Annotated in this window: 14 protein-coding genes; 6 read left to right on the top strand and 8 right to left on the bottom strand. The window is 60.0% G+C overall.

What is annotated here, in order from left to right:
- Positions 1–13: 13 nt before the first annotated feature.
- Together HYZ49_18950 and HYZ49_18945 are read right to left on the bottom strand one after the other, a co-directional pair.
- Positions 14–259: a hypothetical protein gene (locus HYZ49_18950; protein MBI3244363.1), complete on the bottom strand. Its 246-nt coding sequence runs from the start codon at positions 257–259 to the stop codon at positions 14–16.
- 80 nt (positions 260–339) lie between these two features.
- The gene (locus HYZ49_18945; GenBank protein MBI3244362.1) at positions 340–1074 is read right to left on the bottom strand and encodes a biotin--[acetyl-CoA-carboxylase] ligase; all 735 of its coding nucleotides are present in this window, start codon (positions 1072–1074) and stop codon (positions 340–342) included.
- Positions 1075–1116: 42 nt separating this feature from the next.
- Between HYZ49_18945 and HYZ49_18940 the strand changes: the two genes are divergently transcribed.
- From HYZ49_18940 to HYZ49_18925, 4 genes are all read left to right on the top strand, one after another.
- Complete coding sequence (locus HYZ49_18940) at positions 1117–1611, top strand: HIT domain-containing protein (protein MBI3244361.1); 495 nt, start codon at positions 1117–1119, stop codon at positions 1609–1611.
- A gap of 94 nt (positions 1612–1705) precedes the next feature.
- Positions 1706–2920 carry an acetyl-CoA C-acetyltransferase gene (locus tag HYZ49_18935; GenBank protein ID MBI3244360.1) on the top strand — a complete coding sequence of 405 codons (1215 nt, stop codon included), beginning with the start codon at positions 1706–1708 and terminating at the stop codon, positions 2918–2920.
- A 75-nt stretch (positions 2921–2995) separates the two neighbouring features.
- The gene (locus HYZ49_18930; protein ID MBI3244359.1) at positions 2996–3847 is read left to right on the top strand and encodes a 3-hydroxybutyryl-CoA dehydrogenase; all 852 of its coding nucleotides are present in this window, start codon (positions 2996–2998) and stop codon (positions 3845–3847) included.
- 82 nt (positions 3848–3929) lie between these two features.
- Positions 3930–4328 carry an STAS domain-containing protein gene (locus HYZ49_18925; GenBank protein MBI3244358.1) on the top strand — a complete coding sequence of 133 codons (399 nt, stop codon included), beginning with the start codon at positions 3930–3932 and terminating at the stop codon, positions 4326–4328.
- 163 nt (positions 4329–4491) lie between these two features.
- On the opposite strand, the gene HYZ49_18920 is transcribed toward HYZ49_18925, so the two are convergent.
- From HYZ49_18920 to HYZ49_18895, 6 genes are all read right to left on the bottom strand, one after another.
- Positions 4492–4926, bottom strand: a complete 435-nt coding sequence (locus HYZ49_18920) for a GNAT family N-acetyltransferase (GenBank protein MBI3244357.1) — start codon at positions 4924–4926, stop codon at positions 4492–4494.
- A gap of 7 nt (positions 4927–4933) precedes the next feature.
- Complete coding sequence (locus tag HYZ49_18915) at positions 4934–6208, bottom strand: hypothetical protein (protein MBI3244356.1); 1275 nt, start codon at positions 6206–6208, stop codon at positions 4934–4936.
- Between the two features lie 11 nt (positions 6209–6219).
- Positions 6220–6702 (bottom strand): peptidylprolyl isomerase, encoded by a 483-nt coding sequence (locus HYZ49_18910; GenBank protein ID MBI3244355.1) that lies wholly within the window; start codon positions 6700–6702, stop codon positions 6220–6222.
- Between the two features lie 101 nt (positions 6703–6803).
- Complete coding sequence (gene pfkA, locus HYZ49_18905; protein ID MBI3244354.1) at positions 6804–7769, bottom strand: 6-phosphofructokinase; 966 nt, start codon at positions 7767–7769, stop codon at positions 6804–6806.
- A 22-nt stretch (positions 7770–7791) separates the two neighbouring features.
- Positions 7792–11700 carry a DNA polymerase III subunit alpha gene (locus HYZ49_18900; protein ID MBI3244353.1) on the bottom strand — a complete coding sequence of 1303 codons (3909 nt, stop codon included), beginning with the start codon at positions 11698–11700 and terminating at the stop codon, positions 7792–7794.
- 465 nt (positions 11701–12165) lie between these two features.
- Positions 12166–12984, bottom strand: a complete 819-nt coding sequence (locus HYZ49_18895; GenBank protein ID MBI3244352.1) for a MerR family transcriptional regulator — start codon at positions 12982–12984, stop codon at positions 12166–12168.
- Positions 12985–13228: 244 nt separating this feature from the next.
- Between HYZ49_18895 and HYZ49_18890 the strand changes: the two genes are divergently transcribed.
- Positions 13229–14479, top strand: a complete 1251-nt coding sequence (locus tag HYZ49_18890; protein MBI3244351.1) for an adenylate/guanylate cyclase domain-containing protein — start codon at positions 13229–13231, stop codon at positions 14477–14479.
- A complete protein-coding gene (locus HYZ49_18885; GenBank protein MBI3244350.1) occupies positions 14463–15227 on the top strand; it encodes a type III pantothenate kinase in 765 nt (254 codons plus the stop codon). Before HYZ49_18890 ends, HYZ49_18885 begins: the two co-directional genes overlap by 17 nt.
- Positions 15228–15259 lie beyond the last annotated feature (32 nt).

The raw sequence follows: 15259 nt of genomic DNA, 5'->3' as shown, positions 1-15259 counted from the left end.
TGTTTTGGGCCGCTCAGAATTTTGGCACGACAGCGCCCATTGCCAGCAACAAGAAGCACCCCAGCACGGCAATGTTCAAAAACAGCATGATCGAAAGCACCAGCCGCTGAGCGGCGGTGAGGCCTAAAATTGGCGTCTCGCCCGGCTTGCCGGCTTTCTTGCGCTTGGGCTTGGCCGTGGCCGCCTCGGGCGCGTTGTCTTCGTCTAAGTTGTCGTCCTCGAAAGGTGAGGAGCTTCGGGAGCGCAGATCGTCAAACATGGTGTAGTTCCTCCAGCGAGCTAGTAGATGCCTGTAAGTTTACTGCGGTGAGGAAAATGATGCAAGCGTAACCGCGAAAGTCACCTTTCGCGCAAGTGAACGTCGCCAGCCAGCACGGTTCGTATTTCGCCGGTCGCAATCCGGATCAGAATAGCGCCTTCGTCGTCCACGCCCTCCAGTTTGCCGACGATGGTTTCTCCTGGGCCGATGACTCTGACGGCTTTGCCCATCATCGCCAGATGTTTAGCCCAGGCTTGCCTGAGAGTCGGCGTGCCAAGTTGCGGGTAACGGGCATCGAAGGCGTTGAGGATGGCGTTGAGAACGGCTTCGCGATCCAGCGGCTGGCCGGCTTCATCGGCCAGGCAGGTGGCCGGATAGTCCAACTTAAGATCAGGGGGTGGGCCGATGTTGACGTTTACCCCGATTCCCAACACCACCGACTCTAGCTTGTCCCCGGTGAAGGCCGCCTCGGCCAGAACCCCGGCCACTTTCTTGTCCCCGATCAAGACATCATTCGGCCACTTGAGTTGAGCCGCCAGCCCAGTGGCTTGTTCGATTCCCTCCAGCGCCGCCAGGCCGCCCAGAAGCGCGATTTGTGTAAGCCGAAAGGTCGGGATGGACGGGCGCAGGATCAGGCTCATGGCAAGGCCGCCGCCCGGCGGCGTGGCCCAGCGCCGCCCGGCCCGGCCCCGGCCCGAGGTTTGCGAGTCGGCCACCACCAGCGCCCGGTCGGGTTCGCCGAGCGCGGCCAGGCGTTTGGCTTCGTCATTGGTCGAGCCAAGCGTGTCATAGCGATAAACGTGACGTTCCACCATCGCAAGCAGTATATCAAATCTGGTACAATGCCCGCGAAACACATGGAACATTTGTGGACGCCGTGGCGCATGACGTACTTGCAGAGTGATCAACCCAGACCGGACGGCTGTATTTTTTGCGCCGTTGTTTCCACGTCGGATGATGACGAAGGCAATCTCGTTTTGCATCGCGGCCAGCAGTGTTTCATCATCCTGAATTTGTATCCGTACAACAACGGGCATTTGATGATCGCGCCTTTTGCTCACTCGGAGAGCATTGAGCAGTTGCCGGTTGAGGCGCTGACGGAGATGATGACCTTGAGCCAGAAGTGCCTGAACTTGTTGCGGCAGGCCTACAGCCCGCAGGCTTTCAACGTCGGCATCAACATTGGCACGGCGGCGGGAGCGGGCGTGCCGGGGCATGTTCACCTGCACATTGTGCCGCGCTGGGCCGGCGACACCAACTTCATGTCGGCGCTGGCCAACACCCGAATCATTCCAGAGGAACTTCCACAAACGTATCAACGATTGCGCCGGTTGTGGCAGGCGGCCTTGTAACCTGCCGGCAACCTACATGCGCTAATCTTCAAGCAACTCCTCACGGGGCGTTTGGCCCCACGCTGTTCGTAAACTCATGTAAGGAAATCAACCTATGCCCACCAATGGAAACAACAAACATTCAACAGATGTCGTGATCCTCAGCGGGGCGCGGACGCCCATCGGCAAATTTAACGGGGCGCTGGCCAACGTGGATGCGCCGCACCTGGGCGCAGTAGCCCTCAAGGCCGCCGTCGAGCGCGCCGGGATCGATCCGGCTCACATTGAAGAAGTGTTGATGGGGCAGGTGATTGCCGCCGGGTCGGGGCAGTCGCCGGCCCGGCGGGCGGCTCAGTACGCCGGTTTGCCGGACGAAGTAGGGGCCTCGTCGTTGAACAAGGCCTGCGGCTCCGGCCTCAAGGCAGTGATGACGGCGGCCCAGGCCATCCGCGCCGGCGACGCGCACCTGCTGGCCGCCGGCGGCATGGAGAGCATGAGCGGCGCGCCTTATTTGTTGCGGGCGCGGCAGGGCTTCCGCTACGGTCACCAGCAAACGCTCGACAGCGTGATCCACGACGGCCTGTGGTGTTCGCTCGAAGAGTGGATGATGGGCGACGCCGCCGAGTTCATCGCCGGCGAGTACGAAGTCACTCGCGAAGCGATGGATCGTTTTGCTCTGGAGAGTCATCAGAAGGCGGCGGCGGCCCAGGACGCGGGCAAGTTCAAAACCGAGATTGCGCCGGTGACGATGAGCGACAGCAAAGGCCGCCAGACGATTTTCGATGCCGACGAATCGCCGCGCCGCGAGACCTCGCTCGAGGCGCTGGCGAAGCTCAAGCCGGCCTTTCAAAAGGATGGCCGGGTGACGGCCGGCAACGCGCCCGGCCTGAATGACGGCGGCGCGGCGGTGATTGTGTCCAGCCGCGAGTATGCCGAGAAGCATGGCAAGAAGCAACTGGCCAGGATCGTCGGTTATGCTCAGGCGGCGGTCGCCCCGAAGTATCTCTTCATCGCGCCCGCTCACGCCATTCCCAAACTGCTCGACAAGATCGGCTGGACTCTGAAGGATGTTGATCTGATCGAACTCAACGAAGCCTTTGCGGCGCAGGTGCTGGCCGACGGCTATGCCCTGGCCGACAAGGGCTGGGACTGGAGCAAGGTGAACGTGAACGGCGGGGCGATTGCTCTCGGCCACCCCGTCGGCGCGAGCGGGGCGCGGGTGCTCATCACTCTGATCAACGCTTTGCAGGATCGCGGCCTCAAGCGCGGCATTGCCAGCCTGTGTCTGGGCGGCGGCGAAGCGGTGGCGATGGCAGTGGAGCTTGAATAGACGACGGACGATAGACGATGGACGAAGGTGCGAAGCGTTCGTCGTTCGTCTGTCGTCCATCGTCTGAGCAAAATTATGAACATTCAACATATTGCCGTTATTGGCGCAGGCACGATGGGCAACGGCATCACCCAGGTATGCGCCACGTCGGGCTACAAAGTGACGATGATTGACGTTCTGCCGGCGGCGCTGGAAAAGGGGTTGGCGACGATTGAGAAGTCGTTGAGCAGGCTGACGGAAAAGGGGCGGTTGACGGCTGAACAAAAAGCGTCGGCGCTGGGGGACATCGCCACTGCCGGGGAACTGGAGGCGGCCCGTGAGGCCGACATCGTCATTGAAGCGGCCACCGAGAACCCGGAACTTAAACTCAAAATTTTCCGCGACCTTGATTCACTGGCCCGCCCGGAAGCGATTCTGGCCTCCAACACGTCGTCCATCTCGCTCACCAAAATCGGCGGGGCCACCCGGCGGCCCGACAAAGTGATCGGCATGCACTTTATGAACCCGGTGCCGCTGATGACGCTGGTCGAGATCATTCGCGGGCTGGGGACGTCGGACGAGACGACGGCGGCGGTGGTTGAGTTGAGCCAGAAGCTGGGCAAGACGCCGGTGGAAGCCAACGACTCGCCGGGCTTCATCTCTAACCGTATTTTGTGCCCGATGATCAACGAGGCGATTTATGCGTTGATGGAAGGCGTGGGCACGCGCGAGGCGATTGACGCGGTGATGAAGCTGGGCATGAATCATCCGATGGGGCCGCTCACCCTGTGCGACCTGATCGGCCTGGACGTGGTGCTGTACGTGATGCAAGTCCTTCACCGCGATTTGGGCGACGACAAATACCGGCCTTGCCCGCTTCTCGTCCGCATGGTGGACGCCGGTTACCTGGGCCGCAAGACCGGGCGCGGATTCTACGAATACAAATAGCGTGGCGCTTGCGCGTTCCTGATTCCGGACGATAATCAGCCCTAATCGGCGCCGGTTGGCGACGACGGTTCAGGAGGGCCAGATGGACATTCAAGTGTTTCAGCAAACGGGGCGGGTGCCGGTGACCGTGATTCGGGTCAAAGGGAGCGTGGACGCTTCAACTTACGACGCTTTTCAGGCGGCGGGCGAAAAGGTTTTTCATGACGGGGCGCGAAACGTGCTGATTGACCTGACCGATGTTTCCTACATCAGTTCCGCCGGGTTTCGCGCCATCAGCCAGATTTTCAAACTGCTTCGCGATGAACTGCCGCCGGAAGAAGCGGCCAAAATGAATCAGGGCCTGCGCGACGGCTCCTACAAATCGCCCAACCTCAAGCTCAATGGCCCCAACTCACGAGTCGCAGAAGCCCTGCGCCTGGCCGGGTTCGACACTTTCCTTGAGGTGCACCATAACCTGAGTGAAGCGGTGGCTTCGTTCTAAGAGCTTGTTTGAAAATTGCTCTTCGCCCGTGTCCTCGCAGGCCCCTTCGGGCCAACCGCGTCCCGCCGGGATGCTTCGCGAAGGATGCGGTTGGGGAGCAGAAGCGATAGCTTCGTTCTAAGCGTATACCATTCGCGCCGAAGTTGAACTTCGGCGCGAACTTTTATCCGCCTCGGCGCATCACACTAATGCCTTCGCCCGCTATCTTTGAAAGAATCCGGCTTGCCCGGTAGATGACCTTGAAACTGCGCGGCATGGTCTCCAGCCCAATCTTTTCAAACCCAAAACGTTGATAGTACGTCACAAGCTTATCCCGGCAGGTGAGGTATAGCTCGCCGGGCGCTCTTTCAATGAGCGCTTTGATCAGCGTTGCGCCGATGCCCGCGCCCTGTCGCTCTGGTGTCACTGCCAGTGACGCCAGCTCTAGCGCCCCATCTTTATGCGGCTTGAGCTGACCACACCCCACAAACTCGCCGCTGTCTTCAGCCACAATAAACCGCTCCCAGTCTAAATTCATCGGGTTGATGCCGGTTTGATGGATGAGGGTTTTGATTTTCTTTTCGTCGTCCTGGGTGGCCGGGCGGAGGGTGAGGGGCATGACCGTCTCAAAGCCGCTTCAACGTCGCCTGGCCCGGCTCGTCGCTCTCGCCCAGCCACACATTTAGCAAAGGGCGGTTTTGGAGCGGCGCGATGGCGGCCCGGCGGGTGAAGCCGCCGATGTCGAGCGGCCCGGCATACACAAAAACGCGTTGACCCGCTTTGACGATTCCCTGGCCGGCCCCGTTCTCGTCGCGCAGAGTCAGGTCACGCAGAGCTTCGGCTTCGTAGAGCGGCACGATGCGTTTCACGTCGTCGAGGCCGGCTTGCAGGGCTTGAAGGCTTTCCTCGAGCTGGATGACTAACGCTTGAAGTTGCTTGAGATTGAGAATTTTCATGTCGCCAGTCGGGGCCGGGGTTGGAGGCGGCTCGTCAGGCGGTGGCGGCGTCCCGCCTGGAGTCGGCAGGTTCACCGTGAACGGCGCTCGCCCGCCGACTTGGGTTGCGATCTGGCGGCCCGCGTCCGCTCCGTTCAAGGTGTGCCGTTCCCAGTTGAAGCCATAAGTGAAGACCGTCGCCCCCAGCACGTAAGAGTCGCGCAGGAGTTCAGCTTCAAACGGGATCAGAATTTCGTTCGCGTACCGCCGAGCGTCGTCGCCGTACAATTCCCGCCACGGTTTGCCTTGTGGAGTGCCGAACGGCACGGCGTCGGCTCCGCACTCGGTAATGACCAGCGGCATGTTCGGGAAGCCCAGCGCCGCAAAGCGGGCATTGTCTTCGCGGTGGCGCAGAAGCAAAAAGCTCCAGGTGGATTGATCCGGCCCGGCGTAAGCGTGGCGGCCAAGCAATGCGCCGTAAGTTCGAGCGGCCTCGAGCGCAGGGCCGTATTGCGCCCACAGCGGAAAGTCGGGGTTGCCCACCGACCAACAGCCCAGCACCGCCGTTTTGTTGTAAGTCTCGCGCAGGATTTGCGCGCCGCGAGCCAGGAAGCGGGCGAACCAGGCCATGCGAGTCGGGTCGGTGATGACCGGCTCGTTGTTCAACTCCCAACACTGAATCAATGGCTCGGCGCGGATGGCCCGATCAAGAAAGCGGGTGACGTATTGCCCCGCCGCCTCGACGGGATCGTTCGAGAACCCGCCGCCGGCCGGGTGGTTGGGGTCGAAGACGGTTTCCGCTTTTCGCCCGATCCAGATCGTTTGATCAGCCTGATTGATGAACTCGCCAGGGATGCCGGTGTCCACCAGCTTGACGACCGAGGGCCGGGCGTTTTGAATCCAGAACGTGGCGTCGGAGTTGCCTTGCAGGAGAAGGTGAGGGCCGAGTTTGGTTTTGGCTTGCATGAGGATGACCTTTAATGCCCGTGGCCGTCCGGCCCGTGCGCGTGGCCGTGGCTCAACTCTTCAGCAGTGGCTTCACGAACGTCCACCACCGCCACGTCGAAGTTGAGCGTCATGCCGGCCAGCGGGTGGTTGCCGTCAATCGTCACCTCGTCGCCGTCAACACCGACGACGGTGAAGACGTGAGTCCCGCCTTCCAACTGCGCCCGGAACCGCATCCCAATCTCCAACTCATCTGCGCTGTTGAACGTGTCGCGGGCGACGACTTGCATCATGGCCTCGTCGCGCAGGCCATAACCGTCTTCGGGCGAGATCGAGACAGCCAGCGTGTCGCCCGAAGACCTGCCTTCGAGCGCCGCCTCCAGGCCGGGGATGAGATTGCCAATGCCTTGAATGTAGGCCAGCGGCTCGCCACCTTTTGAACTGTCAATGACCTTGCCTTCATCATCGGTCAGGGTGTAGTTGATGGTGACGACTTTGTGTTTGGCGATCTGCATGGCGAAGTTCCTGACGAGTGTCTTTTAGCCATGTTCACGCCTTTCAGTTCTTGGCATTGAAGGGGCTAATGAGGTGGGGGAATTATAGCAGGCGGCTTTGTTTACTTCGCTAACATCTTCGCCATCCTATAATAATCCAAATTGGCCCCGCGTTTGCGGGAAGTCACTTCGCCCAGCGGCACGAGCGAAATCTCGCGCCCGTCCAGAGCCACCATGTTGCCGCCCTCGCCTTTGATGAGCGACTCGACGGCCAGCACGCCGAACCGCGCCGCTAATAGACGATCAAAGGCGGTGGGCCGCCCGCCGCGCTGAATGTGGCCCAGGATCGTCACCCGCGTTTGCAGGAGCGGGGCGTGTTCGGCCAGGTAGGCGGCAACTTGCGACGCATTGTGGCTCGCGCCCTCGGCCACCAGGATGATGGCGTGGCTCTTGCCGCGCACGTAAGCTTCGGTAATGGTGTCGGCCACATCTTCCATCGGTGTATCCACTTCGGGGATCATCACCATCTCCGCCCCGCCGATCACGCCGCTCATCAGGGCCAGGTAGCCGCAGTGGCGGCCCATCGTCTCCACCAGAAAGGCGCGCTTGTGGCTGGAGGCCGTATCGCGCAGTTTGTCAATCGCTTCCACAATCGTGTTCAGGGCCGTGTCCACGCCAATCGCCATGTTCGTGCCCCAAATGTCGTTGTCAATGCTGGCCGGGACGCCCATCACCGGAAAGCCGCGCTCGTGCAGAGCCATCGCCCCGCGCATCGAACCGTCGCCGCCGATCACGATCAGGCCGTCAATGCCGCCGTAGCGCAGATTCTTCAGGCCCATGTCCTGGCCCTCGGGCGTGTAAAACTCCTTGCACCGCGCCGTCTGCAAAATTGTGCCGCCCTTCTGGATGATGCCGCCTACATCGCGGGCGCGCATGTCCTGAAAGTTACAGTGCACCACGCCGTCGAAGCCCTGCATTACCGCCTTGACCTGCAAATGATGGGCCATGGCCGTGCGCACCACGGCCCGCACGCAAGCGTTCATGCCCGGCGCATCGCCGCCGCTTGTTAGAATCCCAATGCAATTCATATCGTAATCCTGCCGGAAAATTTCAGGCGAGCAGTTGAACGTCAATCACGTCCGGGGTGACAAAGAGATAGAGCCGCCTTTGCAGTTCGTCGCAGAAGTGAGTCGAAACGTCGTAGAACTCCAGTTCAAAGTGCCGTCCGTCCGGCTCGTACACCACCAGCACAAACCGGTCGCGCCCGGGGTGGCTCACAAAGGTGTCGTACACCCGCTTGACGCGCAGTCTATCCTTCTCAACTTCGCCCGTCGGGAACAATGTTACCACGATCCGTTTCGGCCTTTCGTCGGTCAAGTTGACTGATTCGACGTTCGAGTTTTTGGGCTGAGCGACCCTTTCCAACAGCCGCGTCGCGGATTTGCCGTTGCTTCGCAGAGACGGGCGATCTTCCCACATCATCATTTCAAATCCGGCGACCGGCCCGTGGCCGTTTCCGGGGACGGCGGCGGCGGCCTCCACCGTCATCGCCGGGGAAACCGTCACCGCCTCCCCGCCTCCGTTTCCGTTCCCACCCAAATTCGCCCTCGGCCCGGGGCCAGAGTCAATTTCGCCGGTCGGGTCAAACGCCTCGCCGGCAAACGGATCGTCGTCGCTGTAGGATGGCGTCGCCACATTGTAAGCCGCCCGCGACTCGCTTACTTGGGATTTGGGACTTGGGATTTGGGATTTTTGATTGTCTTCTGCCTTCTGATTTCTGCCTTCCGACTTCTGCCTTGCCGCCGTCACCTTCACCTCACGCGAAATCGAATCCACTAAAATCTTGGCATCCTTGCCTTTGGCGTCCACTTTGCCGGTCAGCACCACAACCTGATCAACAGCCAGCCAGCCGCCCACTTCCTTCCAGGTGTTAGGGAAGATGACGAGGTCAACCGAGCCTTGCAAATCTTCCATGGTGACAAAGGCCATAGGCTTGTTGCTCTTAGCCGAGATGTGCGGGCGGATGTGGGTGATCTGCCCGGCCAGCGTCACCGAACGATTCTGCAAGGCCTCGTCCAACTCGCCGCTGTAGTGGGTGACGATATTCTGCATATCGGCCAGGTGGGCCGTGAGCGGATGGTCGGAAACGTACACGCCCATCAACTCCTTTTCCCAGGTTCGCATGTCCTTGAGCAAAGCGTCGGGCACGTTTTTGGGCAGGGTGACAGCCGTGCTCGGACTGCCGCCCGCGCCGCCGAACAAGTCGAACTGGCCGACTTCGTCGGCCTTGTGGGCCGAACTGCTCACGGCCACGATGTTGTCCAGCCCGGCCAGCAGTTGTGAGCGCTTGCCCAGCGAGTCGAGCGCGCCCACTTTGATCAGGCATTCCAGCGCCCGCTTGCCCACCGCCCGCAAATCCACCCGGCGGCAAACATCGTCCAGCGACTTGAACAGACCGCCTTTGCTTCGGGCTTGCATGATCTCGGCCACCGGCCCTTCGCCTACGTTCTTCACCGCGCCCAGCCCAAAACGAATAGCAGACTTGCCGCCCGGCTGATCTTGAATCGTGAAGTCGAGGCCGCTGTAGTTCACGTCCGGCGGTTTCACTTCAATGCCCATCCGGCGGGTGTCGGCGGCATACATCGCCACCTTGTCGGTGTCGCCCTTTTCTGCTGTGAGCAGGGCGGTCATGTATTCAACCGGGTAGTACGCCTTCAGGAAAGCGGTCTGGGCGCAGATGACGGCGTAATCGGCGGCGTGGCTTTTGTTGAATCCGTAGCGGGCAAATGTTTCCCAGTCGTCAAAAATCTGGTCCGCCGTTTCTTTGGAGATGCCGTTCTGCACCGCGCCGGCCACAAACTTGGCGCGCTGTTTCACCATCTCCTCGCCTTTTTTCTTGGCGACGACTTTGCGGAAGCTGTCGGCTTCGGCGGCGGTGTAACCGGCCAGGTTCATCACCGCCCGCATGATCTGTTCCTGATAGACGGTGATGCCGTAGGTCTCGTTCAGGATCGGTTCGAGCAGTGGGTGGCGATAGTCCACCGGCTCTTCGCCGTGCATGCGCCGGATGAAGGACGGGATGAAGTCAATGGGGCCGGGGCGATAAAGCGAGACCATGGCGATGATATGCGACAGGTTGGTGGGTTTCATGTCCACCAAAAAGCGCCTCATGCCCGAGCCTTCCACCTGAAACACGCCGGCCACGTCGCCCCGACCGAGCAGGTCGTAGATGGCCGGGTCGTCGGTGGGGATGTTGTTGATGTTGTAGTCTTTGCCGTGCCGCGCTTTGATGAACTCGCAAGCGCGGGCCATGATCGTCAGCGTGCGCAGGCCGAGGAAGTCCACCTTGAGCAGGCCCAGGCCGTCGAGGATATCCATCTCGAACTGGGTGACGGCGCTGATGGGCGAGTCCTCGCCCGCGCCTTTGGTGGGGCGGTGCAGGGGCAGATATTCGGTGATGGGCTTGTCGGTGATGACCACGCCGGCGGCGTGGGTTCCCGCGTTGCGGGCCACCCCTTCCAGGCCTTGCGCGAAGTCCACCATTTGCCTGACTTCGGGGTCGTCGTCGTATCGCGCTTTGAACTCCGGCACTTCTTCGAGCGCCTGAGCGATGCTCACGTCTTTGCCGGGGATGGCCGGGATGAGTTTGGCGACCGGGTCAACCTTTTGATTCAAGTCCACGTTCAACACCCGGCCCACGTCGCGGATGGCGGCGCGGGCTTTGAGGGTGCCGAAGGTGATGATCTGCGCCACTTTATCCGCGCCGTATTTGCGAGCGGTGTATTGCAGTAGTTCGTGCCGCCGGTCGTCCTGGAAGTCCAGGTCAATGTCGGGCATGGAGATGCGGCTGGGGTTGAGGAAGCGCTCGAAGATCAGGTCGAAGGCGATGGGTTCGACGAGGGTGATTTCCAGGCAGTAGGCGACGATGGAGCCGGCGGCTGAACCCCGGGCGTTGTACCAGATGCCGCTGGCGGCGGAGAATTGGCAGAGATCCCACACGATCAAAAAGTACGTGTCGAACCCCATCTTGTGAATCACGCCAAGTTCATATTCGAGCCGCTCGCGAATGTTGGCATCGTCGGCGCGCGAGCCGTAGCGTTTATGCAGGCCGTCTTCACACAAGTGGCGCAGGTAGCTGTCGGCAGTGAAGCCTTCGGGCACTTCAAAGTTGGGCAGGTGGTAGCCCTTGAAGCCGAGGTCAACATTGCACCGCTCGGCGATGAGCAGAGTGTTTTCCACCGCGCCGGGGATGTGGCCGAAGAGTTGGCGCATCTCGTCGGCTGAACGCAAATAATAAGAAGGGTCGGTCATCCGCATCCGTTTTTCTTCGGCCACCAGCGCGCCGGTTTGGATGCAGAGCAGAATGTCTTGCAGAGTGTGATCTTCGGGCTTGACGTAGTGAACGTCGTTGGTGGCGACGAAGTTGGCGTTGTAGCGCGGCGCGATCTCCAGCAGGGTTTTGTTCAACTGCCGCAGTTCGCCGATGTCGTGGTCTTGCAGTTCAAAGAAGAAATTGTCTTTGCCGAAAACGTCGTAGTGCCAGTCAATCCACTTGCGGGCTTCGTCGTGGCGGCCTTCGACCAGGGCGCGCGGAATCTCGGCGGCCAGACAGCCGGTGGTGCAGATCAGGCCTTCGGCGTGCGCGGCCAGGTAATCGTGATCAATGCGCGGGTAATAGTAGAAGCCTTTGAGTTGCGAGTCGGTGGCGATCTGGAGCAGGTTACGATAGCCGGTTTCGTTCTCGGCCAGCAGGAGGAGATGGAAAGCTTTGCGGTCTTTCTGCGAGTCGCGGTCGTTCATGCCGCGCGGGGCCATGTAGGCCTCGAGGCCGATGATGGGCTTGATCTCTTCCTCCCGGCAGGCTTTGTAGAATTCAATCGCTCCGAACATGGCGCCGTGATCGGTGAGGGCCAGGGCCGGCATGCCGAACGCTTTGGCCTGGGCCACCATGTTTTTGACTTTGCTCAGGCCGTCGAGCAGTGAGTATTCAGAGTGGTTGTGCAGATGAACGAAAGACATGCGCGTTAAAGGGTCAACGGATTGAACGGATTATACGGATGATGTTGTTGAGCAAATAAAAATTTTCAGTGAGGGAATACGGCGATGATTATAGCACTGGCGGAAAATTGCGCTCTTAAAAAACGAGACAGTTGATTTTTAGCAGATGCTTAAACGTAGAAACGGACGCGAGTGTGCCGCATCCGTTTCCACGTTTATCTGCTCGTCGAAAGTTTGAACGCTAAACTTTTTGCGGGTCTCCCGGCTTGAGCGTGAATTGGGACGCAGACGCAAAGCGCGCAGATGAACGCAGATTTTGTTTTTTATCAGCGAAAATCAGCGCGCAGAGCGTCTGCGTCCCAAAACTTTTTTCACGTTAAATCTGGTAGAGCCCTTTTTGCGCTGGAACCGCCAGTTCGAACTTCGGTTCCCGCTTCGGCCTTCCCCGTTCGCAATTCAAACGGGGAAGGCCGACGAGGTTAGGGGTCACGCCTTCTCCACCGGGAACTGAATCTCGGTCACAGTGTTGGGGTCGGTCTGAAGGCCGGCCTGAGCGGGCGGCTGTAGGTTGATCTCCCGGCCCGGGCCGACGATGCGATAGCCGTTGGCCTCGACCCACCGGCTGAGCGCGGTGTAGGCTTCGCCGATAGTCGTGAACGGCCCGTGGTGAATCACGGAGGCCATATTGGCTCCCGCCAGGTCGTGCGCCTTGACGCGCCCGGCAACGGGGATGGCGCCGCGCACGGGCTGGCACACCTCGATGTCCACGTCGCGCTCTTTGTACCCTTCGTCGTAATAAAGGCTCAGGCATGGCCCGGCGTACTGGGCCTGGTGCGGATGGATCTGCCCGTATAGTTCATTCCACAGACCGCCCTGCTGGTTATAGGCGGGGACGATGTCCCGAATGGCCGCTACCTGAATGGTTTCAACTTTCTTGATGACAACTTCGTAGTTGGACATGGTATTCTCCTGTTCGATTTGTCTCAGCCGCGCTTCTATTCGCGCCAGCCGTTCCTGCTCTTCTCCCAACTTCTGTTCGGCCTCGGCCCGTTTCAGCCTGAGCATCCCGCGTAATTGCTCGATGGACAGATTCTCGTTCAGCACCTGTCCGATCTGCTCCAGCGAGAAGCCCAACTCTTTGAGCGCCAGAATGCGGTTGAGGCGTGGCAGTTGGCTGGCCGAGTAGTAGCGGTAGCCGGTGAAGTCGTCCACCTGAACGGGTGTGAGCAAGCCCACTTCGTCGTAATAGCGCAACGTCTTCACCGTCACCCGGCTGAGTTTAGAAAAGTCTCCAATTTTGAGCATGTGTTTTGTCTCCGCGGATTGATCCTGTTATACAACCTCCTGCAAGGGGAGAGTCAAGAGGCAATTTTCGGTGATTACCTACAAGTCTGTTTCTCCCGCAGTTGGACTGCGGGAGCAGGCGGCAGTCCAACTGCGCCTGAACTTGTGGGTAATCACCAGGCAATTCCTTCGGCAGTTTTTCGGGATATACTACGGGCGATCACGGTGATTGGCCGGTAACCGGCTCGGAGGCGCAGATGGAGCAATGCAAAACGTTCTGAGAAAATTTCTTGGGTTGTTGAGCCGCGTCGGCGCAGACCCGGACGACGGCGACGATCTTCGTTTGCAAAAAGCCCTGCTCGTCGGCGGTTCGATCATGTTCATCGCCGCCGGGGCGCTGTGGGGGCTGATGTACATCTTTTTTGGAGAGCCGCTCGCCGGTTCAATTCCGCTGGGCTATGCCATCGTCTCCTTTTTGAGTCTGATCATCTTTGGCTTGACGCGCCGATATCGCTTTTTTCGTTTCAGCCAGCTTTTGCTGATCCTCTTGCTCCCGTTTTTGCTCATGGCGGCCCTGGGCGGATTTGTGAACTCCAGCGCCGTCATTTTATGGTCGCTTATTTGCCCGTTCGGCGCGCTGATCTTTGACGAGCCGGGCCGCGCCCCGCGCTGGTTTATGGCCTATCTCGGCCTCGTCGTTCTGAGCGGATTTCTTCAACCTTACGTGCGCGTGGTCAACAACCTGCCGCCGCTGTTGGTGCTGTTCTTCTTCGTCGCCAATATCGCCGCCGTCTCCACCGTGGCTTTCGTTTTGCTCTACTTGTTCGTCGGCCAAAAGAACATGGCGCTTGGCCTTCTGCGCATCGAACAGGAAAAGTCGGAAAATCTGTTGTTGAATATCCTGCCCAAAGAAATCGCCGCCATCCTCAAAAACGAGAACCGCACCATCGCCGATCATTACGACGGGGCCAGTATCCTGTTTGCCGACATGGTGAACTTCACGCCCATGTCAGCCGAGATGACCCCGGTGGAGATGGTGGAACTGCTCAACGAAATCTTCTCGCACTTCGATGGCCTGGTCGAGAAATACAACCTGGAGAAAATCAAGACCGTCGGCGATTGCTACATGGTGGCCGCCGGTGTGCCCCGCCCGCGCCCGGATCATGCCCAGGCTCTGGCGCGCCTGGCTCTGGAGATGCGCGACTTCATCAAAAGCCAGACGTTCAAGGCCAGCCGCCCGGTGGACTTTCGCATAGGCCTCAACTCCGGGTCGGTGCTGGCCGGGGTGATTGGCCGCAAAAAATTCATCTACGATTTGTGGGGCGACGCCGTCAACACCGCCAGCCGGATGGAGTCGCACGGGGCCGGCGGCGCGATTCAAATCACGCGCGCCACCTACGATCTCATCAAAGACGACTTCGCCTGCGAGCCGCGCGGCACGGTGAACGTGAAGGGCAAGGGCGAGATGGACGTGTGGTTCGTAACGGGAGCAAAATCATATGTTTCTGGCAATTGACATCGGCAACACCAACATCACCCTCGGCCTCTATGAAGGCGACACGCTCGGCCCGCGCTGGCGGCTGTCCACCGTTCATGAACGGATGCCGGACGAATACGGCCTGCAACTCGTCGGCCTGTTTGATCACGCCGGACTGAAACTCGACGATGTGACCGCTGTGGCGATGGCCTCTGTGGTTCCGCCCCTCACCGGAACGTGGGTGCAAATGTGCCAGACGTATCTCAAGCGTGAACCGCTGGTGGTGGGCGCCGGGGTGAAAACCGGGGTGAAGATTCTGATTGACGAACCCAGGCAAGCGGGCGCCGACCGGATTGTGGACGTGGCCGCCGCCCACAAACTCTACGGCGGCCCGGCCTGCATCGTGGATTTTGGCACGGCCACCACCTTTGACGCCGTCTCGGCGGACGGCGATTATCTCGGCGGCGCCATCGCGCCCGGCATCGGCATCGCCGCCGACGCGCTCTTCCACCGCGCCTCGAAGTTGCCCCGCGTTGACCTCGTTCGCCCGCCGTCGGCCATTGGCAAGAACACGGTGCACGCCATGCAGTCCGGCTTGCTGTTCGGCTACGTCGGCCTGGTCGAAGGCCTCGTCGCCCGCTTCCGCGCCCAGCTTGGCCCGGCCATGAAAGTCATCGGCACCGGCGGCCTGGCCGAACTGCTCGCCAAAGAAACCGATGTCATTCAAATCATCGCCCCCTGGCTGACGCTGGATGGATTGAAAATTATCTATCAACTAAATCAATAAGCTCATCCGCTAAATCCGTTCAATCCGTTGAC

Source organism: Chloroflexota bacterium, from assembly GCA_016197225.1.
GTDB lineage: Bacteria > Chloroflexota > Anaerolineae > Anaerolineales > VGOW01 > VGOW01.
Note: the sequence above shows the minus strand (reverse complement) of the source record. Positions and strands in the feature narration are given on the sequence as shown.

Excerpts from the sequence above, each read along its gene's own strand:
- HYZ49_18940 (MBI3244361.1), top strand. The coding sequence starts at position 1,117 with ATGGAACATTTGTGGACGCCGTGGCGCATGACGTACTTGCAGAGTGAT.
- HYZ49_18885 (MBI3244350.1), top strand. The coding sequence starts at position 14,463 with ATGTTTCTGGCAATTGACATCGGCAACACCAACATCACCCTCGGCCTC.
- HYZ49_18935 (MBI3244360.1), top strand. The coding sequence starts at position 1,706 with ATGCCCACCAATGGAAACAACAAACATTCAACAGATGTCGTGATCCTC.
- HYZ49_18950 (MBI3244363.1), bottom strand. The coding sequence starts at position 259 with ATGTTTGACGATCTGCGCTCCCGAAGCTCCTCACCTTTCGAGGACGAC.
- HYZ49_18925 (MBI3244358.1), top strand. The coding sequence starts at position 3,930 with ATGGACATTCAAGTGTTTCAGCAAACGGGGCGGGTGCCGGTGACCGTG.
- HYZ49_18915 (MBI3244356.1), bottom strand. The coding sequence starts at position 6,208 with ATGCAAGCCAAAACCAAACTCGGCCCTCACCTTCTCCTGCAAGGCAAC.
- HYZ49_18920 (MBI3244357.1), bottom strand. The coding sequence starts at position 4,926 with ATGCCCCTCACCCTCCGCCCGGCCACCCAGGACGACGAAAAGAAAATC.
- HYZ49_18910 (MBI3244355.1), bottom strand. The coding sequence starts at position 6,702 with ATGCAGATCGCCAAACACAAAGTCGTCACCATCAACTACACCCTGACC.
- HYZ49_18930 (MBI3244359.1), top strand. The coding sequence starts at position 2,996 with ATGAACATTCAACATATTGCCGTTATTGGCGCAGGCACGATGGGCAAC.
- HYZ49_18945 (MBI3244362.1), bottom strand. The coding sequence starts at position 1,074 with ATGGTGGAACGTCACGTTTATCGCTATGACACGCTTGGCTCGACCAAT.
- HYZ49_18895 (MBI3244352.1), bottom strand. The coding sequence starts at position 12,984 with ATGCTCAAAATTGGAGACTTTTCTAAACTCAGCCGGGTGACGGTGAAG.
- HYZ49_18900 (MBI3244353.1), bottom strand. The coding sequence starts at position 11,700 with ATGTCTTTCGTTCATCTGCACAACCACTCTGAATACTCACTGCTCGAC.
- pfkA (MBI3244354.1), bottom strand. The coding sequence starts at position 7,769 with ATGAATTGCATTGGGATTCTAACAAGCGGCGGCGATGCGCCGGGCATG.
- HYZ49_18890 (MBI3244351.1), top strand. The coding sequence starts at position 13,229 with ATGCAAAACGTTCTGAGAAAATTTCTTGGGTTGTTGAGCCGCGTCGGC.